Origin of the sequence: Stenotrophomonas sp. AB1(2024) (assembly GCF_037482345.1) — a bacterium.
Taxonomy (GTDB): domain Bacteria; phylum Pseudomonadota; class Gammaproteobacteria; order Xanthomonadales; family Xanthomonadaceae; genus Stenotrophomonas.
This window is the reverse complement of record NZ_JBBHKO020000001.1, coordinates 1101356-1125408: the sequence shown is the minus strand read 5'-3', so window position 1 is coordinate 1125408 and position 24053 is coordinate 1101356. Positions and strand designations below refer to the sequence as shown.

At 65.0% G+C, this 24053-nt stretch carries 26 protein-coding genes; 19 read left to right on the top strand and 7 right to left on the bottom strand.

From position 1 onward, the window contains the following. Positions 1-5 precede the first annotated feature (5 nt). The 15 genes from rpsN (at position 6) to WIX41_RS05275 (ending at position 10605) form a co-directional block, all read left to right on the top strand. Complete coding sequence (gene rpsN / locus WIX41_RS05345; protein ID WP_214900344.1) at positions 6-311, top strand: 30S ribosomal protein S14; 306 nt, start codon at positions 6-8, stop codon at positions 309-311. Between the two features lie 263 nt (positions 312-574). Then, the gene (gene rpsH, locus WIX41_RS05340) at positions 575-973 is read left to right on the top strand and encodes a 30S ribosomal protein S8 (protein ID WP_019186156.1); all 399 of its coding nucleotides are present in this window, start codon (positions 575-577) and stop codon (positions 971-973) included. An 18-nt stretch (positions 974-991) separates the two neighbouring features. Next, complete coding sequence (rplF, locus tag WIX41_RS05335) at positions 992-1519, top strand: 50S ribosomal protein L6 (protein WP_339446092.1); 528 nt, start codon at positions 992-994, stop codon at positions 1517-1519. 55 nt (positions 1520-1574) lie between these two features. Then, a complete protein-coding gene (gene rplR, locus WIX41_RS05330) occupies positions 1575-1928 on the top strand; it encodes a 50S ribosomal protein L18 (protein ID WP_019186158.1) in 354 nt (117 codons plus the stop codon). 158 nt (positions 1929-2086) lie between these two features. Then, complete coding sequence (gene rpsE / locus WIX41_RS05325; RefSeq protein ID WP_038690276.1) at positions 2087-2629, top strand: 30S ribosomal protein S5; 543 nt, start codon at positions 2087-2089, stop codon at positions 2627-2629. Then, positions 2622-2813, top strand: a complete 192-nt coding sequence (gene rpmD / locus WIX41_RS05320; protein WP_068849475.1) for a 50S ribosomal protein L30 — start codon at positions 2622-2624, stop codon at positions 2811-2813. Before rpsE ends, rpmD begins: the two co-directional genes overlap by 8 nt. Before the next feature lie 4 nt (positions 2814-2817). Then, complete coding sequence (gene rplO, locus WIX41_RS05315) at positions 2818-3261, top strand: 50S ribosomal protein L15 (protein WP_068849476.1); 444 nt, start codon at positions 2818-2820, stop codon at positions 3259-3261. A 3-nt stretch (positions 3262-3264) separates the two neighbouring features. Further along, positions 3265-4620: a preprotein translocase subunit SecY gene (gene secY, locus WIX41_RS05310; protein WP_339446091.1), complete on the top strand. Its 1356-nt coding sequence runs from the start codon at positions 3265-3267 to the stop codon at positions 4618-4620. Positions 4621-4983: 363 nt separating this feature from the next. Further along, entirely contained in the window at positions 4984-5340 is a 357-nt protein-coding gene (gene rpsM, locus WIX41_RS05305) for a 30S ribosomal protein S13 (protein WP_017355426.1), read from the top strand. Positions 5341-5352: 12 nt separating this feature from the next. After that, positions 5353-5742: a 30S ribosomal protein S11 gene (gene rpsK / locus WIX41_RS05300; protein ID WP_017355427.1), complete on the top strand. Its 390-nt coding sequence runs from the start codon at positions 5353-5355 to the stop codon at positions 5740-5742. Between the two features lie 14 nt (positions 5743-5756). Then, a complete protein-coding gene (gene rpsD / locus WIX41_RS05295; RefSeq protein WP_339446090.1) occupies positions 5757-6386 on the top strand; it encodes a 30S ribosomal protein S4 in 630 nt (209 codons plus the stop codon). Positions 6387-6441: 55 nt separating this feature from the next. Continuing rightward, positions 6442-7440, top strand: coding sequence for a DNA-directed RNA polymerase subunit alpha (locus WIX41_RS05290; RefSeq protein ID WP_068849481.1), 999 nt, complete (start codon positions 6442-6444; stop codon positions 7438-7440). A 198-nt stretch (positions 7441-7638) separates the two neighbouring features. Continuing rightward, positions 7639-8025 (top strand): 50S ribosomal protein L17, encoded by a 387-nt coding sequence (rplQ, locus tag WIX41_RS05285; RefSeq protein WP_068849483.1) that lies wholly within the window; start codon positions 7639-7641, stop codon positions 8023-8025. 662 nt (positions 8026-8687) lie between these two features. Beyond that, positions 8688-9200, top strand: a complete 513-nt coding sequence (locus tag WIX41_RS05280; protein ID WP_339446089.1) for a disulfide bond formation protein B — start codon at positions 8688-8690, stop codon at positions 9198-9200. 31 nt (positions 9201-9231) lie between these two features. Then, positions 9232-10605: a class II 3-deoxy-7-phosphoheptulonate synthase gene (locus WIX41_RS05275; RefSeq protein WP_339446088.1), complete on the top strand. Its 1374-nt coding sequence runs from the start codon at positions 9232-9234 to the stop codon at positions 10603-10605. 26 nt (positions 10606-10631) lie between these two features. Here WIX41_RS05275 and WIX41_RS05270 read toward each other — a convergent pair whose 3' ends face one another. From WIX41_RS05270 to typA, 3 genes are read right to left on the bottom strand one after another with little or no spacing between them, the layout of a single operon-like run. Beyond that, complete coding sequence (locus WIX41_RS05270; protein ID WP_339446087.1) at positions 10632-12242, bottom strand: amidase; 1611 nt, start codon at positions 12240-12242, stop codon at positions 10632-10634. A 56-nt stretch (positions 12243-12298) separates the two neighbouring features. Further along, on the bottom strand, positions 12299-12784 hold the full coding sequence (locus tag WIX41_RS05265; protein ID WP_339446086.1) for a DUF2127 domain-containing protein: 486 nt from the start codon (positions 12782-12784) through the stop codon (positions 12299-12301). A gap of 10 nt (positions 12785-12794) precedes the next feature. Then, a complete protein-coding gene (gene typA / locus WIX41_RS05260) occupies positions 12795-14642 on the bottom strand; it encodes a translational GTPase TypA (protein WP_339446085.1) in 1848 nt (615 codons plus the stop codon). Between the two features lie 248 nt (positions 14643-14890). Between typA and WIX41_RS05255 the strand changes: the two genes are divergently transcribed. From WIX41_RS05255 to prpE, 3 genes are all read left to right on the top strand, one after another. Beyond that, entirely contained in the window at positions 14891-15394 is a 504-nt protein-coding gene (locus WIX41_RS05255; RefSeq protein WP_339446084.1) for a peptidylprolyl isomerase, read from the top strand. A gap of 114 nt (positions 15395-15508) precedes the next feature. Then, entirely contained in the window at positions 15509-16495 is a 987-nt protein-coding gene (locus WIX41_RS05250) for a malate dehydrogenase (RefSeq protein WP_339446083.1), read from the top strand. Positions 16496-16980: 485 nt separating this feature from the next. Then, positions 16981-18858, top strand: coding sequence for a propionate--CoA ligase (gene prpE / locus WIX41_RS05245; protein ID WP_339446082.1), 1878 nt, complete (start codon positions 16981-16983; stop codon positions 18856-18858). A gap of 371 nt (positions 18859-19229) precedes the next feature. Here prpE and WIX41_RS05240 read toward each other — a convergent pair whose 3' ends face one another. Continuing rightward, complete coding sequence (locus tag WIX41_RS05240; RefSeq protein WP_339446081.1) at positions 19230-19412, bottom strand: hypothetical protein; 183 nt, start codon at positions 19410-19412, stop codon at positions 19230-19232. A 388-nt stretch (positions 19413-19800) separates the two neighbouring features. Between WIX41_RS05240 and WIX41_RS05235 the strand changes: the two genes are divergently transcribed. Continuing rightward, on the top strand, positions 19801-20295 hold the full coding sequence (locus WIX41_RS05235; RefSeq protein WP_339446080.1) for a hypothetical protein: 495 nt from the start codon (positions 19801-19803) through the stop codon (positions 20293-20295). A gap of 125 nt (positions 20296-20420) precedes the next feature. Here the strand turns inward: WIX41_RS05235 and WIX41_RS05230 are convergent, their stop codons facing one another. From WIX41_RS05230 to WIX41_RS05220, 3 genes are all read right to left on the bottom strand, one after another. Next, the gene (locus WIX41_RS05230; RefSeq protein WP_339446079.1) at positions 20421-21032 is read right to left on the bottom strand and encodes a glutathione S-transferase N-terminal domain-containing protein; all 612 of its coding nucleotides are present in this window, start codon (positions 21030-21032) and stop codon (positions 20421-20423) included. Positions 21033-21121: 89 nt separating this feature from the next. Continuing rightward, on the bottom strand, positions 21122-21580 hold the full coding sequence (locus WIX41_RS05225) for a cell wall hydrolase (protein WP_339446078.1): 459 nt from the start codon (positions 21578-21580) through the stop codon (positions 21122-21124). Positions 21581-21962: 382 nt separating this feature from the next. After that, positions 21963-23996, bottom strand: a complete 2034-nt coding sequence (locus WIX41_RS05220; RefSeq protein WP_339446077.1) for an NADPH-dependent 2,4-dienoyl-CoA reductase — start codon at positions 23994-23996, stop codon at positions 21963-21965. Positions 23997-24053 lie beyond the last annotated feature (57 nt).

Here is a 24053-nt window from a genome sequence, read left to right as displayed (position 1 = left end):
CCGAAATGGCAAAGACCTCCATGGTCAACCGCGACCTGAAGCGTGCGAAGCTGGCCGTCAAGTACGCCGGCAAGCGTGAAGAGCTGAAGAAGATCATCTCCAGCGCGACCGCTTCGTACGACGAAAAGGCCGAGGCAGTGGTCAAGCTGCAGAAGCTGCCGCGCGACTCGTCGCCGAGCCGTCACCGCAACCGCTGCGAGCTCTCGGGCCGCCCGCGTGGCGTGTACAGCAAGTTCGGCCTCGGCCGCAACAAGCTGCGTGAAGCCACCATGCGTGGCGACGTGCCGGGCCTGCGCAAGGCCAGCTGGTAAGGGATTCGTCCCTGCAGTACGGGGTGAGCCTGTTCAGGTTCACCCCGACTTGAAGAGTCCGACCCTGGTCGGGCTCTTTTTGTCGTATACTCCCGCGTCTCACCCGGCGGCAAGGGGTGGGGTAGGGCGGTAGTGCCGACCGGTAGGGCCGACTGTCAGTCGGCTGCCTGGCACGGCTGAACTAGAACGACGGGCCGCAAGGCCCATTCCAAATAGCAAGATTTTCGCGAAAGCGGATATCGGTGCACTCAAAGGTATCGACTATGAGCATGACTGATCCCATCGCCGACCTGCTGGTACGCATCAAAAATGCGGCCGCGGTTGGCAAGCAGACGGTGAAAGCACCGTCCTCCAAGATCAAGGTTGCAATCGCAGAAGTGTTGAAGGCCGAAGGCTACATCACCGACCTGCGCGTGACCAAGATCGAGAACAACAAGGCCGAGCTTGAAATCGTCCTGAAGTATTTCGAAGGCAAGCCGGTCATCGAGACCCTGAAGCGCTTCTCGCGTTCGGGTCTGCGCCAGTACCGTGGCAAGTCCGAGCTGCCGAAGGTCCTGAACGGCCTGGGCATCTCCATCATCTCTACCTCCAAGGGCATCATGACTGATGCGCAGGCGCGCCAGTTGGGCGTCGGCGGCGAAGTCCTGTGCTTCGTGGCCTAAGGCGAGAAGGAAACTACTATGTCCCGCGTAGCCAAGAAGCCGGTCAACCTGCCCAAGGGCGTTGAACTGAACATCCAGCCGGAATCCGTCAGCGTGAAGGGCCCGAAGGGCACCCTGACCCTGCCGAAGGTTGCTGGCGTTGAAATCTCCGTCAATGACGGCGTTGCCACCCTGGCCGCCAGCAATGACGACCTGGTTGCCCTCACCGGCACCGTCCGCGCGATCCTGGCCAACATGGTCAAGGGCGTCACCGATGGCTTCGAGCGCAAGCTTGAGCTGGTCGGCGTCGGCTACCGTGCCGCCATGCAGGGCAAGGACCTGAGCCTGTCGCTCGGTTTCTCGCACCCGGTGGTGTACGTGGCCCCGGAAGGCATCACGCTGTCGACCCCGACCCAGACCGAAATCCTGGTCCAGGGCACCGACAAGCAGCTGGTGGGCGAAGTTGCCGCCAAGATCCGCGCTTACCGCAAGCCGGAGCCCTACAAGGGCAAGGGTGTGAAGTACGCCGGCGAAGTCATCATTCGTAAGGAAGCCAAGAAGGCGTAAGGGCGAATCCCCTTTTCGGGGGAGGTCCTGTCTTCAGCTTTCAAGGAAAAAGATCATGAACAAGAACATTGCTCGCCTGCGTCGCGCCAAGTCCACCCGCGCACACATCCGTGTCCTCGGCGTGCCGCGTCTGTCGGTGCTGCGCACCGGTCAGCACCTGTACGCCCAGGTCTTCACCGCCGACGGCTCCAAGGTGCTGGCTGCTGCCAACACCACCCAGGCCGACGTCAAGGAAGGCCTGAAGAACGGCAAGAACAGCGACGCCGCCGCCAAGGTCGGCAAGCTGGTTGCCGAGCGCGCCAAGGCTGCGGGCATCGAGAAGGTCGCTTTCGACCGCTCGGGCTACCGCTACCACGGCCGCATCAAGGCACTGGCCGATGCAGCCCGCGAAGGCGGCCTGCAGTTCTAAGGGATAAGGAAGCGGGGCTGGTCCCCGCTTCCGCCTGCCTGCCGGCACGGGTTGTGCCGGGCGACGTCCTTCTTCTGCAGGGGCGCTCGATCCACCGCTTCATTCCACAGCTATAAGCGGCCCTGAGCCGTACATACCCAATCAATCAAGGAATCAACATGGCAGAAGAACGTCAGCAGCGGGGTCGCGATCGCGACCGTAACCGCGAAGAGAAAGTCGACGACGGCATGATCGAGAAGCTGGTCGCGGTCAACCGCGTCAGCAAGACCGTCAAGGGCGGTCGTCAGTTCACCTTCACCGCACTGACCGTGGTCGGTGACGGCGCAGGCAAGGTCGGTTTCGGTTACGGCAAGGCGCGCGAAGTGCCGGTCGCCATCCAGAAGTCGATGGAGCAGGCCCGCAAGAACCTGGCCGATGTCGATCTGAACAACGGCACCCTGTGGCACCCGGTCAAGTCCGGCCACGGCGCAGCCCGCGTGTTCATGATGCCGGCTTCGGAAGGTACGGGCGTCATCGCCGGTGGTGCCATGCGCGCCGTGCTGGAAGCGGTTGGCGTCAAGAACGTGCTGGCCAAGGCCGTCGGTTCGCGCAACCCGATCAACCTGGTTCGCGCCACGCTGAAGGGTCTGTCCGAAATGCAGTCGCCGGCCCGCATCGCGGCCAAGCGCGGCAAGAAGGTGGAGGATCTCAACCATGGCTAATGACACCGTCAAGACCGTCAAGGTCCGTCTGGTTGGCGGCCTGCGTGGTACCCAGTCGCGTCACCGCCTGTCGGTGCGTGCCCTGGGCCTGAACAAGCTCAACGATGTGCGTGTCCTGAAGGACAGCCCGCAGGTTCGCGGTCTGATCAACAAGGTCCACTACCTTGTCAAGGTTGAGGAATAATCCAATGACCCTGCATCTCAATGAACTGAGCCCGGCACCGGGCGCGCGCAAAGAGCGCACCCGCGTCGGCCGTGGTATCGGCTCCGGCCTGGGCAAGACCTGCGGCCGCGGCCACAAGGGTTCGTTCGCCCGTAAGGGTGGCGGCAAGATCAAGGCGGGCTTCGAAGGCGGCCAGACCCCCATGCAGCGTCGTCTGCCGAAGGTCGGTTTCCGTTCCAAGATCGCCAAGGACACCGCCGAAGTGCTGTCCTACCACTTGGACCGCCTGGAAGCTGGCGAGATCGATTTCGCCGCGCTGCGCGCTGCGAAGCTGGTCCCGAGCACGGCCAAGCAGGCCAAGATCGTCATGAAGGGCGGCCTGACCAAGGCCTTCACCCTGAAGGGCATCGCTGCAACGGCCGGTGCCAAGGCCGCGATCGAAGCTGCCGGCGGCAGCGTACAGGAGTAAGACATGGCGCAAGCTGGCATTGGTAACCTGGGCGGCGGGCTCGGCAAGTTCACGGAACTTCGCCAGCGTCTGCTGTTCGTCGTCGGGGCTTTGATTGTCTACCGCATCGGCTGTTATGTGCCGGTGCCGGGCGTCAATCCCGATGCCATGCTTGCACTCATGCAGGCGCAGGGCGGCGGCATCGTGGACATGTTCAACATGTTCTCGGGCGGCGCCCTGCACCGTTTCAGCATCTTTGCGCTGAACGTGATGCCGTACATCTCGGCATCCATCGTGATGCAGCTGGCGGTCCACATCTTCCCGGCGCTCAAGGCGCTGCAGAAGGAAGGTGAATCCGGCCGTCGCAAGATCACCCAATATTCCCGCATCGGCGCCGTGTTGCTGGCGGTGGTGCAGGGCGGCAGCATCGCGCTGGCACTGCAGAACCAGCTGTCCCCGAGCGGTGCGCCGGTGGTGTACGCGCCGGGCATGGGCTTTGTGCTCACCGCCGTGGTCGCACTGACCGCCGGCACCATCTTCCTGATGTGGGTCGGCGAGCAGGTCACCGAACGCGGCATCGGCAACGGTGTGTCGCTGATCATCTTCGCCGGCATCGTGGCCGGTCTGCCGGGTGCGGTCATCCACACCTTCGACGCGTTCCGCGAAGGCAACCTGCAGTTCATCCAGCTGCTGCTGATCGCGCTGGTGGTGCTGGCCTTCACCTTCTTCGTGGTGTTCGTCGAACGCGGCCAGCGCCGCATCACGGTGAACTACGCACGTCGCCAGGGTGGCCGTAACGCGTACATGAACCAGACCTCGTTCCTGCCGTTGAAGCTGAACATGGCGGGCGTGATCCCGGCCATCTTCGCCTCCAGCATCCTGGCGTTCCCGACCACCCTGGCCATGTGGTCCGGCCAGGCCAGCTCGGCTACCTGGCTGCAGAAGGTGGCCAACGCGCTTGGTCCGGGCGAGCCGCTGCACATGATCGTGTTCGCTGGGCTGATCACCGGTTTCGCGTTCTTCTATACCGCGCTGGTGTTCAACTCGCAGGAAACCGCCGACAACCTCAAGAAGTCGGGCGCGCTGATTCCGGGCATCCGTCCGGGCAAGGCCACCGCCGATTACATCGACGGCGTGCTGACCCGCCTGACCGCAGCCGGTTCGGCCTACCTGGTGATCGTCTGCCTGCTGCCGGAAATCATGCGCACGCAGCTGAACGCCTCGTTCTACTTCGGCGGCACCTCGCTGCTGATCGTGGTGGTGGTGGTGATGGACTTCATCGCGCAGATCCAGGCGCACCTGATGTCGCACCAGTACGAGAGCCTGTTGAAGAAGGCCAACCTGAAGGGCGGCAACCGCGGCGGCTTTGCCCGCGGCTGATTGGCCTGTTACACTATCGTCTTCCTGACGTGATGGTCCTCCGCTTCGCGGACCTGGCCACACAAACGAAGGGCGGCCCCCGCAGCGGTTCCGGGTGGGGGTGAGATCGGGTCGTCCCGCGCGGGAGTAGCGCGGGCGGCGCCGGAAGTGGGCTCGAAAGAGTCGCTTTCCGGAGTCAACCTGATCCGGCGCCGGAGCCTGGGCACACTCCCTGGGCCGGGTCCATGAAACCTTTCAGGTTTCACGGGCTTCCATGTAAACCGGAACCTTGTTAGTATCGCTAGTTCACTTTTTTGATCCATCCTGCCGGATCGGCGCGCCTTGGGTGCGCTGTCGGCCATCACTCAGCTGGAGAACCGCGTCATGGCGCGTATTGCAGGCGTCAACCTGCCAGCCCAGAAGCACGTCTGGGTCGGGTTGCAAAGCATTTACGGCATCGGCCGTACCCGTTCGAAGAAGGTCTGCGACGCTGCAGGCGTGACTTCGACCACCAAGATCCGCGATCTGTCGGAGCCGGAAATCGAGCGTCTTCGCTCGGAAGTGGCCAAGTACATCGTGGAAGGCGATCTGCGCCGTGAAATCGGTATCGCGATCAAGCGCCTGATGGACCTGGGCTGCTACCGCGGTCTGCGTCACCGTCGCGGCCTGCCGCTGCGTGGTCAGCGCACCCGTACCAACGCCCGCACCCGCAAGGGCCCGCGCAAGGCGATCAGGAAGTAAGGGACCTAAGAAATGGCTAAGCCCGTCGCTAAGACCAAGAAGAAGATCAAGCGCGTCGTCACTGACGGCGTTGCCCACGTCCACGCTTCTTTCAACAACACCATCGTGACCATCACCGACCGCCAGGGCAACGCTCTGTCGTGGGCGACGTCCGGTGGCGCTGGCTTCCGCGGTTCGCGTAAGTCCACCCCGTTCGCTGCCCAGGTGGCTGCCGAGAAAGCCGGCCGCGCCGCGCTGGATTACGGCGTCAAGTCCCTGGAAGTCCGCATCAAGGGCCCGGGTCCGGGTCGTGAGTCGGCCGTGCGCTCGCTGAACAACGTGGGCTACAAGATCACCAACATCATCGACGTGACGCCAATCCCGCACAACGGGTGCCGTCCGCCGAAGAAGCGTCGCGTCTAAAGGAGCGATAAGAAATGGCTCGTTATATCGGTCCTACCTGTAAGCTCGCCCGCCGCGAAGGCGCCGACCTTTCCCTCAAGAGCCCGGCCCGTGCGCTGGACTCCAAGTGCAAGCTGGAGCAGAAGCCCGGCCAGCACGGCGCGACCGCCCGCAAGGGCAAGCTGTCCGACTACGCCACCCAGCTGCGTGAAAAGCAGAAGGTCAAGCGTATCTACGGTCTGCTGGAGCGTCAGTTCCGCAACTACTACAAGAAGGCCTCGACCAAGAAGGGCAACACCGGCGAGAACCTGCTGCAGCTGTTGGAAACCCGCCTGGACAACGTCGTCTATCGCATGGGCTTCGCTGTGACCCGTCCGGCTGCGCGTCAGCTGGTCTCGCACCGCGGTGTCACCGTGAACGGCAAGTCGGTCAACCTGGCTTCGTACCAGGTCAAGGCTGGCGACGCTGTCGCGCTGTCCGAGAAGGCTGCCAAGCAGCTGCGCGTTCAGGAAGCCCTGACCGTGTCCAAAACGCATGACCTGCGCCCGTCGTGGATCGAAGTGGATGCCGACAAGTTCGCGGGCATCTTCAAGGCCGTGCCGGATCGTTCGGACCTGCCTGCGGATATCAACGAAGCGCTGATCGTCGAGTTGTATTCGAAGTAATTCACATTGGAGAGCCCCCGGCGACGGCCGGGGGTTCACTAGGAGAACCCGCAACATGACGGTTACCGCCAACCAGGTTCTGCGTCCTCGTGGTCCGCAGATCGAACGCCTTACCGACACCCGCGCCAAGGTCGTTATCGAACCCTTGGAACGTGGTTACGGGCATACGTTGGGCAATGCCCTGCGTCGCGTGCTGCTGTCGTCCATCCCGGGCTTCGCCATTACGGAAGTTGAGATCGACGGCGTACTGCATGAGTACACCACGCTCGAAGGCCTGCAGGAGGACGTTCTCGAAGTCCTGCTCAACCTGAAGGACGTGGCAATCCGTATGCACACCGGTGACAGCGCAACCCTGTCGCTGTCCAAGCAGGGTCCGGGTGTCGTGACCGCTGCCGATATCAAGGTCGACCACAACGTCGAGATCCTCAACACGGATCATGTCATCTGCCACCTGACCAAGGACACGGCAGTCAACATGCGTTTGAAGATCGAGCGTGGCTTCGGCTACCAGCCGGCGGCCGCGCGTCGTCGTCCGGACGAAGAAACCCGTGCCATTGGTCGTCTGGTCCTGGACGCCTCGTTCTCGCCGGTCCGTCGCGTCGCCTATTCGGTGGAAGCGGCCCGCGTTGAACAGCGTACCGACCTTGACAAGCTGGTGCTGGACATCGAAACCAACGGCACGATCGATGCCGAGGAAGCCGTGCGCACCGCCGCCGACATCCTCAGCGATCAGCTGTCGGTCTTCGGTGACTTCACCCACCGCGACCGCGGTGCAGCCAAGCCGGCCAACAACGGCGTGGATCCGGTGCTGCTGCGCCCGATCGACGACCTGGAACTGACCGTGCGTTCGGCCAACTGCCTCAAGGCCGAGAGCATCTACTACATCGGCGATCTGATCCAGAAGACCGAAGTGGAACTGCTCAAGACCCCGAACCTCGGCAAGAAGTCGCTGACCGAGATCAAGGAAGTCCTCGCCCAGCGCGGTCTTTCGCTCGGCATGAAGCTGGAGAACTGGCCGCCGGCCGGTGTCGCCCAGCACGGCATGCTCGGCTGATCCAGCGAAGTAGACGTTTCACCCCGCACCTTCGGGTGCGGGGGCTTTACCCGCAGTACTTCGCATCGACAGGCCCACAGCCTGCGGTGACGGTCGGCCAGGAGGGCCGGCACCGGACCATCCGCAGTCCAAGCAACAACGCCGGGAAGGCGACAGCGATACCCAACCGATCCAACATTCTTTCAAGGAACATCCGTCATGCGTCACATGAAATCCGGCCGCAAGTTCAGCCGTACCAGCGCCCACCGCGAAGCAATGTTCAAGAACATGGCCGCGTCGCTGTTCAAGCACGAGCTGATCAAGACCACCCTGCCGAAGGCCAAGGAACTGCGCCGCGTCGCCGAGCCGCTGATCACCCTGGCCAAGGTCGACTCCGTTGCCAACCGCCGTCTGGCCTTCGCCCGCCTGCGTGACAACGAAGCCGTCGGCAACCTGTTCACCACCCTGGGCCCGCGCTACGCGAACCGTCCGGGCGGCTACCTGCGCCTGCTGAAGTGCGGCTTCCGCGCTGGCGACAACGCGCCGATGGCCTACGTCGAACTGGTCGACCGTCCGGCGGCCGTGGCTGAAGCCGTCGAAGAATAATCGACGCGCTTTACCAAAGATTCTTCAGAGAACCCGGCCTTGTGCCGGGTTTTTTGTTGGGTTTGGTTTGGCGTCAACGTCAACGTCAACGTCAACGGCGCTGGTTGCTCGCTGGCCACTGCGGGGCCCCGGCCGGTGTGGGTTTGCGGGGGGCGCCGTGAACCCCCCTCCGGGGTCCGGCCCAGCCGCCAGCGGCTGTGCGTTCAGTCGCACGCGAGGCAGTGCCTCGCAAGCAGTGCGCCTTCACCCATGGGGGCTCTTACCAAACATCCATGTTTGGTAAAGCCCCCGCAAACCCACCCCGGCCGGTGCCCCCGACACGTGGTCGGGAGCCAAAGGGCCCATCGGCGGGGCGTGGGAGGCCGCGATCTGGGGCTGGCCGGGCCAAGCCCGGCATATCTTCGCCAGCCGTAGAGCCGGGCTCTGCCCGGCTGCCGTTGACGTCCCACAGCGAAGCCGGGACGGGCGTGCCCGTCCTGATTCAGACCCCGACCTCCCGCCCCCGGCGCGGCCGGGCAGTGGACATCTCGGCTGCGCGGCTGTTCGCACGGACCGCGCAACACACCGTATGGCCAACTACGCCGACATACGGCAAAAAGCCGCAGCCTGTACAACGTGAGGGCCTGTTAATCTTGGTGCCTGGACTAACAAGAGTGTTGGCAATGAATCCATTGCGCTGGAATTACCGCGCCCAGTTCCTGCTGGGGTTCCTGGTCTGTGCTGGCCTGCTCGGCTACGCGATCTTCCTGCAGCTGAAGATGGGGCTGGAGCCGTGCCCGTTGTGCATCTTCCAGCGCATTGCGTTCGCCGCGCTTGGCCTGCTGTTCCTGATCGGCGCGCTGCACGGGCCGCGTGATCGGCCTGGGCGCGTCACCTATGGCGTGCTGGCTTTCATTGCCGCCGCTGCGGGCATCGGCATTGCCGGGCGCCATGTGTACGTGCAGCTGCTGCCCCAGGACATGGGCTCGAGCTGTGGGCCGCCGCTGTCGTTCCTCAGCGAGACCATGGGGCCGTTCGAAGTGTTCCGCACCGTGCTTACCGGTACCGGCAACTGCGGCAACATCGACTGGCAGTTCCTGGGCCTCACCATGCCCATGTGGAGCCTGGTGTGGTTCACCCTGCTGGGCCTGTGGGCGCTGGTGGTGTCGTTCCGCCGTCCTGCCCGTCGCTACTGATCTTTTTTCTGCTGATTTACTGGATATTCCGATGACTGCCTCCGACCGTGCCACCTCTTCTGCCTCGCTGCCGACCGACTGGTCGCCGGAGAGCTGGCGCGGCCGGCCTGCGCTGCAGATGCCGACCTATCCCGATCCGGTGGCATTGGATGCCGCGTTGCATGAGCTCAAGCGGCTGCCGCCGCTGGTGACCTCGTGGGAGATTCTCTCGCTCAAGCAGCAGCTGGCCGACGCGCAGGAAGGCAAGCGCTTCCTGCTGCAGGGGGGCGACTGCGCCGAGAACTTCAGCGATTGTGAGTCCACCACCATCTCCAACCGGCTCAAGGTGCTGCTGCAGATGAGCCTGGTGCTGGTGCACGGCATGCGCAAGCCGGTGATCCGTGTTGGTCGGTTTGCGGGGCAGTACGCCAAACCGCGTTCTGCCGATACCGAGACCCGCGATGGCGTGACCCTGCCGAGCTACCGCGGTGACGTGATCAATGCGCCGGAATTCACCGAGGCCGCGCGCCTGCCCGATCCGCGCCGCATGCTGCAGGCCCACGCGCATTCGGCCATGACCATGAACTTCGTGCGCGCGCTGATCGATGGCGGCTTCGCCGACCTGCACCATCCCGAATACTGGAACCTGGAGTGGGTGCGGCATTCGCCGCTCGCCACCGATTACCAGAAGATGGTGTCGTCCATCGGCGATGCGGTGCGCTTCATGGAAACCCTGTCCGGCGCGCAGGTGTACAACCTCAACCGCATCGACTTCTATACCTCGCACGAAGCGTTGTTGCTGCCCTACGAACAGGCCCTTACCCGGCAGGTGCCGCGCCAGCATGGCTGGCTGAACCTGAGCACCCACTACCCGTGGATCGGCATGCGCACCGCCGCGCTGGACGGCGCGCACGTGGAATACCTGCGTGGCGTACGCAACCCGATCGGGATCAAGGTCGGTCCGTCCGTGCAGCCCGACCAGCTGCTGCGCCTGATCGACGTGCTCAACCCCGATGATGAACCCGGCCGCCTGAGCTTCATCCACCGCATGGGTGCCGCGCAGATCGCCGGGAAGCTGCCGCCGCTGCTGGATGCCGTCAAGCGCGATGGCCGCCGCGTGCTGTGGGTGTGCGATGCCATGCATGGCAATACCGAGAGCACCAGCAATGGCTACAAGACCCGGCGTTTCGACAACGTGCGCAGTGAAGTGGAGCTGTCCTTCGACCTGCATGCGGCGGCCGGGACGCGGCTGGGTGGCGTGCACCTGGAGCTGACCGGTGAAGATGTCACCGAGTGCACCGGTGGCGCGCGTGAGCTCACCGAGCGTGATCTGGAGCGGGCCTACCGCTCGTCGGTGGACCCGCGCCTGAACTACGAGCAGTCGCTGGAGATCGCGATGGCGATCGTGCGCAAGCAGGGCGGCTGACCTCTACGCGCGTGCATGCGGGTGGATCAGGGCAACAATGCCTCGGTCCTGAACCGTGGCGGTCGCCGCGCCCGCGTACGCTGCTCGTAGTCGTACGCCAGCTCGATCAGCTTCGGCTCGCTCCACGCCGTGCCCATGAACAGCAACCCCAGCGGCAGTCCGTTGACGTGCCCCATCGGCACGCTGAGGCTCGGGTAGCCGGCCACCGCAGCAGCGCTGTAGCTGCCGCCGGGGAAAGCGTCGCCCTGGCCAGTACGGATCGGCCACGCCGCGCCCGTGGTGGGGGCCACCAGGGCGTCCAGGTGCTCGGCCTTGAGCACTGCGTCGATCCCTTCGGTACCCGCCAGGCGGCGCGCCTGGGTGCGCGCGGCGATGTATTCGGGGGTGCCCAGGCCGGTGGCCTGCGCGGCCGTTTCCATCAGGTCCTGGCCGAACAGCACCAGTTCCTTGTCGGCATGGCTGCGGTTGAACGCGATGATCGCGTCCAGGTCGCGCACCGGGGCCTGGTGGCTGGTCAGGTAACGCTGCATGCCTGCCTTGAACTCGTGCAGCAGCACCACGCGCTCGGCGGCTTCCCATTGGCCCTCGGTGGGAAGCTCCACAGGTACCACCACCGCGCCGGCATCGCGCAACACGCCGATCGCATGCTGCAGGGCTGGGGCCACGCCGGGCTGCTGGTCCAACGGGCCATGCAGTACCCCGATGCGGGCGCCGCGCAGCCCGTCGGGATTGAGTCGCGCGGTGTAGTCGTACACCGCCCGTCCCGGCATGGTCGCCGTGGCCGGGTCGGCATCATCGCGGCCGGCCATGGCGGTCAACAGCGCGGCAGCGTCGGCCACGCTGCGGGTGATCGGCCCGGCGGTGTCCTGGCTGAAGGAGATCGGCACTATGCCGTCGCGGCTGACCAGCCCCACCGTAGGCTTGAGCCCGACCACACCGTTCACCGCCGCCGGGCAGACGATGCTGCCATCGGTTTCGGTACCCACTGCAGCGGCCGCCAGGTTGGCCGCCACCGCCACTGCGCTGCCGCTGCTGGAGCCGCAGGGAGTGTGGCTGAGCCGGTAAGGGTTTCGGGTCTGGCCGCCTCGCGCACTCCAGCCGGAAATGGATTGGCTGGAACGGAAGTTCGCCCACTCGCTCAGGTTGGTCTTGCCCAGGATCAGCGCCCCGGCCGCACGCAGCCGGATGACCAGGAATGCGTCCTCGGGGCGGAAGCCGGCAAGCGCCAGCGAGCCGGCGCTGGTGCCCATCGGGCGGGCGCCGATGTTGTCCTTGAGCAGAAGCGGAATGCCATGCAGGGGGCCGCGCAGCTGCCCACGGCGGCGCTCGGCATCCAGTACCGCCGCTTCCTTCAGCGCATCCGGATTGAGCTCCAGCACCGCGTTGAGGCGCGGGCCGGCGCGATCCAGCCGGGCGATCCTCTCCAGGTAGGCGCGGGTCAGGGTGACGCTGTCCAGCTCACCGGCGGCCATGGCCGCCTGCAGCTGGGTGATATCGGCTTCGGCGTAGGCGAACGGTATACCGCGCGGCGCGGTGGACGCTGCGGCATGGGCCTGGTTGAGCAGTGGCGCAGGCGCGGGCGCGCAGCCGCCCAGCAATGCGATGGCCAACACGAGTGATGTCAGTGGCGAGCGCATTTGTGTATCCCCGGAACCAGCGCTCAGGCTAACCAGCGCCACGCGCGCTTGGCAACTCACGCTGGCAGTTGGGCCGGGCCGTGACGCTTGCGGATGTCGCGGGCGAGTACGCCGACCACGATGAGATTGATCACCAGCACCGACCACGAGGCCCAGCCCGGGTGGCGGATGATCGCGAAAATGTCGAACGGCAGGTAGATGCCGGCGGTGACGCAGCCCAGCCAGGACGCCCAGGCTTTGGCGCGCCAGAGGCCCCAGGCCTCGAAGAGATGCAGGATGCCGTAGGCGACCATGGCCGCAGCGGCCAGGTGGACGGCATCGGGGCTGATCATGTTGAGCAGCGAGGGCAGGGTGCCGTGATCCGGGTCCAGGCTGAAACGCCGGATCAGGGCATTGACCCCATCACGCAGTGGCTGCGGGCCGAGCACTTCCAGCCCGGTGGCCGCCAACAGCGCCAGGACCGCCTTGCTGGCTTCCAGCAAGGCGATCAGGTGAAGCCCCGGATGCTTGTGAGGATCCGGGTTGTAGGGCGTGTCGGTCACGACGGTCCGATCAGCCGCCGCGCGAGGCCTTCTTGCGGTCGCTTTCGGTCAGCCCCTTCTTGCGAAGGCGGATTTCCTTCGGGGTGATCTCGACCAGCTCGTCGTCTTCGATGAAGTCCAGGGCCTGTTCCAGCGAGTACTTGATGGCCGGGGTCAGCTGGATCGCATCGTCCTTGCCCGACGCACGCATGTTGGTCAGCGGCTTGGTCTTGATCGCGTTGACGGTCAGGTCGTTGTCCTTGGAGTGGATACCGATCAGCTGGCCTTCGTACACGTTGTCGCCTTCAGCAGCGAACAGCTTGCCACGCTCCTGCAGCGGCCCCAGCGAGTAGGCGGGGGTGGCGCCCGGCGCGTTGGCGATCATCACGCCGTTCTGGCGCTTGGCGATGGCGCCCTGTTCCTTCGGGCCGTAATGGTCGAACACGTGGAACAGCAGGCCCGAACCCTGGGTGAGGGTCTTGAACTCGTTCTGGAAGCCGATCAGGCCACGGGCCGGGATCTGGTATTCCAGGCGCACACGGCCCTTGCCGTCCGGTTCCATGTTCTTCAGCTGGCCCTTGCGGGTGCCCAGCTTTTCCATGACGCCGCCCTGGTGCTGCTCTTCGATATCCACCACCAGCTGTTCGATCGGCTCCATGGCCTGGCCGTCGATCTGCTTGATGATCACTTCCGGACGCGACACGGCCAGTTCGTAGCCTTCACGGCGCATGTTTTCGATCAGCACCGACAGGTGCAGTTCGCCACGGCCCGAGACCAGGAACTTGTCGGCGTCTTCCAGCTGTTCGACCTTCAGGGCCACGTTGTGGACCTGTTCGCGATCCAGGCGGTCCTTGATCTGGCGGCTGGTCAGGAACTTGCCACCGGACAGGTCCTTGTTGCCGGCGAACGGCGAGTTGTTGACCTGGAAGGTCATCGAGATCGTCGGTTCGTCGACGGTCAGCGCCGGCAGCGCTTCCGGGGTATCGGGGTGGCACAGGGTGTCGGAGATGGTCAGTTCCGGAATGCCCGAGATGGCGACGATGTCGCCGGCCTCGGCGGTATCCTGTTCGATCCGCTCCAGGCCCAGGAAGCCCAGCACCTGCGCGACCTTGCCGTTGCGCTTCTTGCCTTCACGGTCGATCACCGCGACCTGCATGTTCTTCTTCAGGGTGCCGCGCTGGATGCGACCGATGCCGATCACGCCCACGAAGTTGTTGTAGTCCAGCTGGCTGATGCGCATCTGGAACGGACCATCCGGGTCCACTTCCGGCTTCGGCGCGTGCTGCATGATCGCTTCGTACAGCGGGGTCATGTCGCCGTCGCGCACGCTGTCTTCCAGGCCGGCGTAGCCGTTCAGGGCCGAGGCGTAGACGATCGGGAAGTCGAGCTGCTCATTGGTGGCGCCGAGCTTGTCGAACAGGTCGAAAACCTGGTCGATCACCCAATCCGGACGCGAGCCCGGGCGGTCGACCTTGTTGACCACCACGATCGGCTTGAAGCCCATCGCGAAGGCCTTCTGGGTGACGAAGCGGGTCTGCGGCATCGGGCCGTCCATGGCGTCGACCAGGATCAGCACGGTGTCCACCATCGACAGCACGCGCTCCACTTCGCCGCCGAAGTCGGCGTGTCCGGGGGTGTCGACGATGTTGATGCGGTTCTTGACGCCGGTACGCTTGTCTTCCCAGGTGATGGCCGTGTTCTTGGCCAGGATCGTGATGCCACGCTCCTTTTCCTGGTCGTTGCTGTCCATCACGCGCTCGGCGAGCACGGTGCGCTCGGACAGCGTGCCGGACTGCTTGAGCAGCTGGTCCACAAGGGTGGTCTTACCGTGGTCGACGTGGGCGACGATGGCGATGTTGCGAAGATTTTCGATAGACATGCGAAAGGGGGCCAGTCGGCGCCGGATTTGGAAAAAGAAGTCCATCATTATACGGCTTTGATGGCCAAACGCGAAAACCCCCTTACGCCCATTCAGCTAATGCCGGCCGCCGGGTGACCCGAGGCTTCCTGAGGGCCGGCCAACGGCCGGCGCTACCGCGGCTCGTTCGACCATGGTCAGGCGGGTCCACATCGCACCTGCGGTGTATCCTTATGGGCTGACAACAACCCCGTATACCAAGGATCCACATGTCCATCTCCCCCCTCATCGCCACCTTCGATACCTCCAAGGGCCCGATCAAGGTCGAGTTGTTCGCCGACAAGGCGCCGCTGACCGTGGCCAACTTCGTCAACCTGGTCCAGAAAGGCTTCTATAACGGCCTGGCCTTCCACCGCGTCATCGCCGATTTCATGATCCAGGGCGGTTGCCCGGAGGGTCGCGGCACCGGCGGCCCGGGCTACAAGTTCGAGGATGAGAAGAACGGTGTGAAGCACCAGATCGGTTCGCTGTCGATGGCCAATGCCGGCCCGAACACCAACGGCAGCCAGTTCTTCATCACCCACATCAAGACCGACTGGCTGGACGGCAAGCACACCGTGTTCGGCCAGGTCGTGGAAGGCCAGGACGTTGTGAATTCGATCGCCCAGGGCAACGCCATCCATACGATCACCCTGGAAGGCGACACCGACGCCGTGCTGGCCGCCCAGGCCGACCGCGTGGCCGAGTGGAACAAGCTGATCCCGGCCAAGTAATCCCCTCCAACGGCCTCCTGTCATGGGAGGCCGTTTCGCGTTTCCGGCCGCCCCGCCAGGTTTCTCCCCGCCCGGTGGCCACTCCCACACCGCTTCTAAGCAGAGGAAATCCCCATGAAAGCACCTGTTCGTGTTGCCGTGACCGGCGCCGCCGGCCAGATCGGCTACGCCCTGCTGTTCCGCATCGCCTCCGGCGAAATGCTGGGCAAGGACCAGCCGGTCATCCTGCAGCTGCTCGAGCTGCCGGTCGACAAGGCCCAGGCCGCCCTGCGCGGCGTGATGATGGAACTGGAAGACTGCGCGTTCCCGCTGCTGGCCGGCATGGTCGGCACCGATGACGCCGAAGTGGCGTTCAAGGATGCCGACATCGCCCTGCTGGTCGGCGCGCGTCCGCGCGGCCCGGGCATGGAGCGCAAGGATCTGCTGCTGGAAAACGCCAAGATCTTCACCGCCCAGGGCGCAGCACTGAACAAGGTCGCCAGCCGCAACGTGAAGGTGCTGGTGGTCGGCAACCCGGCCAACACCAATGCCTACATCGCCATGAAGTCGGCGCCGGACCTGAACCCGCGCAACTTCACCGCCATGCTGCGCCTGGACCACAACCGTGCGCTGAGCCAGCTGTCGTCCAAGCTGGGCAAGCCGGTCGGTGGCATGGAGAAGCTGGTCGTGTGGGGCAACCACAGCCCGACCATGTACCCCGATTACCGTTTCGCCACCGCCGACGGTGCGTCGATCGCCGATGCGATCAACGACCAGGAATGGAACGCCACCACCTTCATCCCGACCGTGGGCAAGCGCGGCGCGGCGATCATCGAAGCCCGTGGTTCATCCTCGGCTGCTTCGGCCGCCAATGCCGCCATCGACCACGTGCGCGACTGGGTGCTGGGCAGCAATGGCAAGTGGGTCACCATGGGCGTGCCGTCCGACGGTTCCTACTGCATTCCGGAAGGCGTGATCTTCGGCTTTGCGGTGACCACCGAGAACGGTGAGTACACCCTGGTCAAGGATCTGCCGGTGGACGACTTCAGCCAGAAGTACATCGACAAGACCCTGGCCGAGCTGGAAGAAGAGCGCGCCGGCGTCGCCCACCTGCTGGGTTGATCGCGGCTGGCCGACCTTATGGTTGGCAGTCCATGAAAAAGCGCCGGGCTTGCCCGGCGCTTTTTTTTCTTCGATCGCCTTCATCGCGGGCGTTGAGGGCCCCGCCGCGGCCGGCAGGCCCCTGTGCAAATGTCCCCGGCCGTCGCCCTGCGGCGACGGCCTCCTCCTTTACTTTGCCAGGAGCCTGCCAGCCGCGACGGGGCTCGGCTTGCGGTTCGCAATGGAAAAGCAGAAGCCAGGGGGCAACGCCGGTGGGTCGAGTGCCGGGCCCCCATACCCTTGGAGGCGAAGTAAAGGAGGAGGTGTCGGCCGCAGGCCGACGCCGGGGGACATTCGCCGGAAAGGGTATGGGGGCCCGGCACTCGATTCACCGGCAGCCGCGTTTGATTCAGAACGCGCACGCGTACCGTACGACCAAGGTCGGACAGTTCGTCCGCCGCCATCGGACTATGCTCGAAGGCATGATCTTGTCTGGGAGGGCTGTCATGCGTTACGAAGATGTCTACCGGCGATCGGTGGAGGAACCCGAAGCGTTCTGGGCCGAGGAAGCACACCGGATCTACTGGCATGTACCGCCGCAGCAGATCCTGGATTACAGCAACCCGCCGTTCCGCCGCTGGTACGTGGGTGGCCAGACCAACCTCTGCTACAACGCGGTGGACCGGCACCTGGTCGATCGCCCCGACCAGCTGGCGCTGGTGGCCATTTCCACCGAAACCAACGTTACCCGCGAAATCACCTACCGTGAGCTGCATCGCGAGGTGAACGCGTTCGCCGCGGTACTGCAGCGGCTCGATGTGCAGCGTGGCGACCGCGTGGTCATCTACATGCCGAACATGGCCGAAGCAGTGTTCGCGATGCTGGCCTGCGCGCGCATCGGTGCGATCCATTCGGTGGTGTTCGGTGGCTTTGCCGCGCACAACCTGGCGCTGCGCATCGACGATGCCGTACCCAAGCTGCTCATCGCTGCCGACGCCGGCAAGCGCGGTGGCAAGGTGATTCCCTACAAGGCCATGGTGGATGCGGCGTGCGCCGAAGCGCAGTCGCCGCCGCCGCACGTGCTGATCGTCTCGCGCGGGTTGGACCCGGCCGAACCGAAGGTGCCCGGCCGCGACGTCGACTACGCCACGCTGCGCGAGGAGGTCGGCGACCAGGACGTACCGGTGGTGTGGCTGGAATCGAGCGAACCCAGCTATCTGTTGTACACCTCCGGTACCACCGGCAAACCCAAGGGCGTGCAGCGCGATGTGGGCGGTTACGCGGTGGCGATGGCGCAGTCGATGGAAACGGTGTTCGACTGCAGACCGGGCCAGGTGATGTTCTCCACCTCGGACGTGGGCTGGGCGGTCGGGCATTCGTACAACGTGTACGGCCCGCTGATCGGCGGCTGCACCTCGCTGTTGTACGAAGGCCTGCCGACCCATCCCGATCCGGGCATCTGGTGGGCGTTGTGCGAACAGTATGGGGTGCGCACGTTGTTCTCCTCGCCGACCGCGATCCGCGTGCTGAAAAAGCACGACGCCGACTTCATCCGTCGCCACGACCTGGATTCGCTCAAGTACGTGTTCCTGGCCGGTGAGCCGCTGGACGAGCCGACCGCGCACTGGATCAACGATGCGCTGGGCAAGCCGATCATCGACAACTACTGGCAGACCGAAACCGGTTGGCCGGCGCTGACCTTGTTGCCCGGCGTGGACCTCAAGCCGGTGCGCTTCGGCTCGCCGGGCTTCCCGAACCTCGGTTACCGCATGAAGGTGATCGACGAGAACACCGGCGCCGAAGTACAGGCCGGGCAGAAGGGCGTGCTGGTGATGGTGCCGCCGCTGCCGCCGGGCTGCATGAGCACCGTGTGGAATGACGACGAGCGCTTCCTCAAGAGCTACTTCAGCCACTTCAAGGAGCTGCTGTACAGCTCGCTGGACTGGGCGATCCGCGACGAAGACGGCTACACCTTCATCCTGGGTCGCACCGACGATGTGATCAACGTGGCTGGGCACCGGCTGGGCACGCGCGAGATCGAGGAATGCATTTCCGGGCACCCGCTGGTGGCCGAAGCGGCGGTGATCGGTGTCAAGGACGAGCTCAAGGGCCAGGTGCCGCTGGTGTTCGTCACCCTCAAGCAGGCGGTCGAGGGCGATGGCAGCGCGGTGGTGGCCGAGATGATGCAGCGGGTCACCGAAAGCCTGGGCGCGGTAGCGCGCCCGGCGCACATCCACCTGGTAAACGCCCTGCCCAAGACCCGCTCGGGCAAGCTGCTGCGCCGATCGCTGCAGGCCCTGGCCGAACAGCGCGACCCGGGCGATCTGTCTACCCTGGACGACCCGGGCGCGCTGGATGAGATCCGCAGGGCGCTGGGGCGGTGATGGGAGGTGGAGCCGCGGTCAGTTCAAGACAACCCAGGCTTGGCCGCAGCAATCATGGTGCCATAGAGCAATGAGCCGCCGACCACGCTGCCGAGTATGAATGCCGGTGAGTGATCAGAGGCTGCGACCATCCATCCAGCCGCAAGTACGCCCCACGTCACGAAGAAGCTGATTGTGTGGACGGCCAGGTGGAGAGGGAAGGTTGGAAACCTGCGCGCTGGGAAGCGATCAGTCAGTTTTCGAACAATCCAATCTGCCAGAAGTGGAGCTGGGAGCCTCATTGGGCAGTACCTCGCGTTTCATGTACATCAACCGAGCGCCGCTCATTGGAACGGCGCTCAGCGGGTATGTTTCAAGCCCGAAGATATTATTTACTTCGGCCGGTAACCTGTGATGGCGCCTAATACCAAGCCGCCCGCGAAGCCAACTGGACCACCGAGAATGCCGCCGATGATTGCGCTGGCCGCTATGTCCCTGAACTGCAGGCGATGGTTGTCGGTGTAAATGCCTGCGCCAGTAACCTGCATCACTTCTTCGCTGCTGATTTCACGCACTCTCTCGAACTCCTTGTAACCCCGTATCGGGGATGCAGAGGCTAGTTGCTGCTGCGGTGTGGTTGAAGTGCGTTCGTTCTCATTATCGCAGCCGCGTATGAAGTCGGACCCTGTTGCGACAAGGGCTGTCGCTTCATGGTGGAAGCTTGCTCGCGGATTCCGCGCAGCTGGCGATGCCCGCGCGCACATCGCGCGAATGTTGCGATGCGACATCCGGTGAGAGGGACCTCGGTTAAGCTGCGAAAGTGATCGCTGCTGGGCTGATCGTGACATGCCGGGGATTGCGTGCACGGACAGAGTCACCACCCAGACGAGCGCAAGGGGCGTATGCGTGCCGGCGACAGCCGCAGGCCTGCGTGCAGGGGGACCAGGTAACAGGGGGAAACACATGGCGTACATCCATGCCAAGACGGCCGCTGGCCGTCAGGAAATCGAAGATCGTGCACGTCGGCTGCCGCCGGGGCTGCGCTCCATTCTGCTGATGGTCGATGGTCAGCGCGATGACAATGAATTGACCGGGATGTTGCCCGGGCTGCGCGCGCCGGACGACGCGCTGGCGCAGCTGGCGGAGATGGGACTGATCGAAGTGGTTGGCGGGGCGCTGGCGCCGTCGGCGCCGCGCGCGTTCACCTCGGGCCGCGAACAGGATCCGGTGCTCTACAAACAACTGTACGAATGGATGAGCGAGTCGGTGCGAAAGTACCTTGGCCTGAAGGGCTACTTCATGCAGCTCAAGATCGAGCGCTGCGCCGATGCGGCCAGCCTGGAAAAGCTGTGGCCGGAAATGGCGGCCGCCGTGTCCAAGGCGAAGAGTCCGGCGCTGGCCACCCGTTGGCTGGAGGAAACGCGCGCGCTGCTGGCCAGCCAGCCCGAAACGGTCTGATCACCTTCGGGCGGGTGGGCAATCGTAGAGCCACGCCCTGCGTGGCTTCGCGGTGCTGGACGAAGAGCAGCCACGCAGGGCGTGGCGCTACGTCAGGCCGGGCAGAGCCCGGCGCTACGCCATTCTCAATTCAGGCCTTCGGCCGTTAGTGCCGCCTGCACGCCGGTGTCGGCTTCCATGCGGGTCTTGAACGCGGCCAGGTTGTCCAGGCCGGTCAGGTCGACCTTGGCGCCGGTGGCCCAACGCAGGGTGATGTAGAAGTACGCATCGGCGTAGCTGCGGAAACCGGCCAGCCAGGGCTTGTCGGCGAGCTGGCGGTTGGCTGTTTCGAACAGGCCACGCAGGCGCTTGCGGGCGGCATCGCGGATCGCGTCGTACTGGGTTTCGTCGGCGATGAACTTGCCCGGTGCGAACAGCGGCGAGAACGCCGGGTGCACGTCGGAGTTGACGAAGGCCAGCCAGCGGTTGGCTTCGGCGCGTTGCTGCGCGCTGCCGTCGCCGCCCAGGCCGGCCTGCGGGTAGCTGTCGGCGATGTAGCCCATGATGGCCGCGTTCTGGGTCAGCACGAAGCTGCCATCAACGATGGTGGGCACCGAGCCGGCCGGATTGATCGCAAGATAGGCCGGGGCCTTCAGGGTGTTCTTGTCGAGCAGCTCCACCTCGAATGGCTGGCCGGTCCACTGCAGGGCGATGTGGTCGGCGGTGGAGCAGGCACCGGGCTTGCTGTACAGCTTCATGAGGAACTCCGTCGGGGTGCAGGAAAGGTAAGCGGCCCACTATTCCAGAGCCGGCCCCGAATCCTCAACGGTATGGCCGTAACAGATCGTTACGACGCGCGTGGCTTGAGTTTCTGCACGCGATAGAACGTGTGGTCGCCGATGGTGGCTACCTGGTAGGCATTGCGCCAGCTCGGGCTGGCAATGGCCAGCGCGGCGAAGTGGCTGGCGCCGGGCACGATCTCCTTGCGTTCGCCTTCCGGCAGCGCCCAGTTGCGCTCGGCATCGAAGGCCACGGTCATGGCTTCTTCCCAGGCACCGGTGTTGCCCAGCTGGGTGCCCGGCGCCACGATGGTCGGCGCGAACTGCTTGCGCGCGGTGACCACCTTGCACATCGAGTCGCCCCACAGGCCGCTGTCCAGGCGGCGCAGCGCCACTTCCGCAACGGCTTGCTGGCCGCGCAGGGTCTGGTCACGCGCTTCGAGGTAGACGGTCGTGCTCAGGCACAACGAATCGGCGGCCGGCTGGGGCAACAACTGCGACAGCCAGAGTATCCAGGCCAGTTTCATAAATCTCCTTGCTCCGTATGGGCCGCACCTGACTGCTCCGTCCGATTGTGGGGACGGGGGCGTGAAGGCACTGCTTGGCGTCATGGGGAGGCGGCCATCGGGGCCGCCCGGGAGCGGCACCCGAAAGACGTGGGGGCCGCGCGCTCACTCGAACTGGGTGGTGAGCGGGAAAGTTGGCGCACGATAGGGGGGGATTTCGCAACGCATCCTGAATCGGAGAGCTTGACATTCAGCTTCGGAAGGAGGGTCGGAAACCGTATTCAGGTCCCTTCGGTGGGACCGCTTGGGCCGGCCAACGGCCGGCGCTACCGGGTGTGTTGGCGCTTACGCGGTCCGGGAGGCGTTCGCCATCGGTAGCGCCGGCCGTTGGCCGGCATTCCGATTACAGGGCAGCCGCGAGGCGGCTGCCCTGGTTGATCGCGCGCTTGGCATCCAGCTCGGCAGCCACATCGGCGCCGCCGATCAGGTGGGCGTCCACGCCCGCAGCCAACAGCGCCGCATGCAGGTCCCGGCGCGGCTCCTGGCCGGCGCACACCACCACGTGGTTTACCGGCAGGGTCTGCTCCTGGCCACCGATGCGGATGTGCAGGCCATCGTCGTCCACGCCCAGGTATTCCACGCCGCCGAGCATCTTCACGCCCTTGGCCTTGAGCGTGGCGCGGTGGATCCAGCCGGTGGTCTTGCCCAGCCGGGCACCCGGTTTGCCTGGGCTGCGCTGCAGCAGCCAGACCTTGCGCGCGGGCGGTTCGGGCTGCGGCCGCGCGAGTGCGCCGCGCGCTTCGAAATGAGGATCCACGCCCCATTCGAGCATCCAGCGCACCGGGTCCAGTGCAGGCGATGGGCCTTCATGCACCAGGAATTCGCCCACGTCGAAACCGATGCCGCCGGCGCCGATGATCGCCGCTTCCGCGCCGACCTTCACCTTGCCCAGCAGTACGTCGAGATAGCTGACCACCTTGGGGTGGTCGGCGCCGGGGAAGTCGACCTGGCGCGGGGTGATGCCGGTGGCAACCACCACCGCATCGAATCCGGCCAGGCTGGCGACATCGGCCACCGTGTCGAGCTTCACGGTGACGCCGGTCTCCTCCAGCATGTGGCGGAAGTAGCGCAGCGTTTCGTGGAATTCTTCCTTGCCGGGAATGCGCTTGGCCACGTTGAACTGGCCACCGATCTCGCTGCCGGCATCGAACAGGGTGACCGCATGGCCGCGTTCGGCGGCCACCGTGGCACACGCCAACCCGGCCGGACCGGCACCGACCACGGCGACTTTTTTCGGCGCCGTGGTGGGACGATAGACCAACTCGGTTTCATGCACCGCGCGCGGGTTGACCAGGCAGCTGGCGGTCTTGTTCTCGAACACGTGGTCCAGGCAGGCCTGGTTGCAGGCGATGCAGGTGTTGATCGCCTGCGCGCGGCCGGCGCGCGCCTTGTTGGCCCATTCCGGGTCGGCCAGCAGTGGGCGTGCCAGCGACACCATGTCCGCGCCGCCACCCGCCAGGATGTGTTCGGCCACATCAGGCATGTTGATCCGGTTGGTGGCGATGACCGGAACCTGCACGTGCGGTTTGAGCTTGGCGGTGACCCCGGCGAACGCCGCGCGCGGCACCGAGGTGGCGATGGTGGGTACGCGCGCTTCATGCCAACCGATGCCGGAATTGATCAGGGTGGCACCGGCCGCTTCGATCGCCTTGGCCTGCTGCACGATCTCGTCCCAGTTGCTGCCGTCTTCGACCAGATCGACCAGCGACAGCCGGTAGATGATGATGAAATCCGGTCCGCACGCCTCGCGGATGCGGCGTACGATTTCCACCGCGAACTGCATGCGCCGGGTGGCGTCGCCGCCCCAGTGGTCGCTGCGCAGGTTGGTGCGCGGCGCGATGAATTCGTTGATGAGATAGCCTTCCGAGCCCATCACTTCCACGCCATCGTAGCCGGCTTCGCGGGCCAGCTGCGCGCTACGCGCGTAATCGGCGATGTGCCGCTCCACGCCACGCGCCGACAGCGCACGCGGGGTGAACGGGTTGATTGGCGCCTTCTTCTTCGAGGGCGCCACCGACAGGGGGTGGTAGGCGTAGCGGCCGGCGTGCAGCAACTGCAGGGCGATCTTGCCGTCGTGCGCATGCACCGCGCCGGTCAGCTGGCGGTGCGGGCCAACCTCCCAGGGCCAGGACAGCTTGCCGCCGAAGGGCTTGAGCCAACCCACCACGTTGGGCGCGTAGCCGCCGGTGACGATCAGCCCGACCCCGCCGGCCGCGCGCTCGGCGAAGTACGCTGCCAGCCGCGGGAAGTCGCGCGCGCGGTCTTCCAGACCGGTATGCATGGATCCCATCAGGATGCGGTTGCGCAGGGTGGTGAAGCCCAGGTCGAGCGGGGCGAACAGATGGGGGTAGGCGGGGAATTCGGCGGCTGGCGACATGAAGATACGCTTGCGTACGGAAGGTCCGCAGGGTGCCGCGAATGCCCCTGAAGAGCA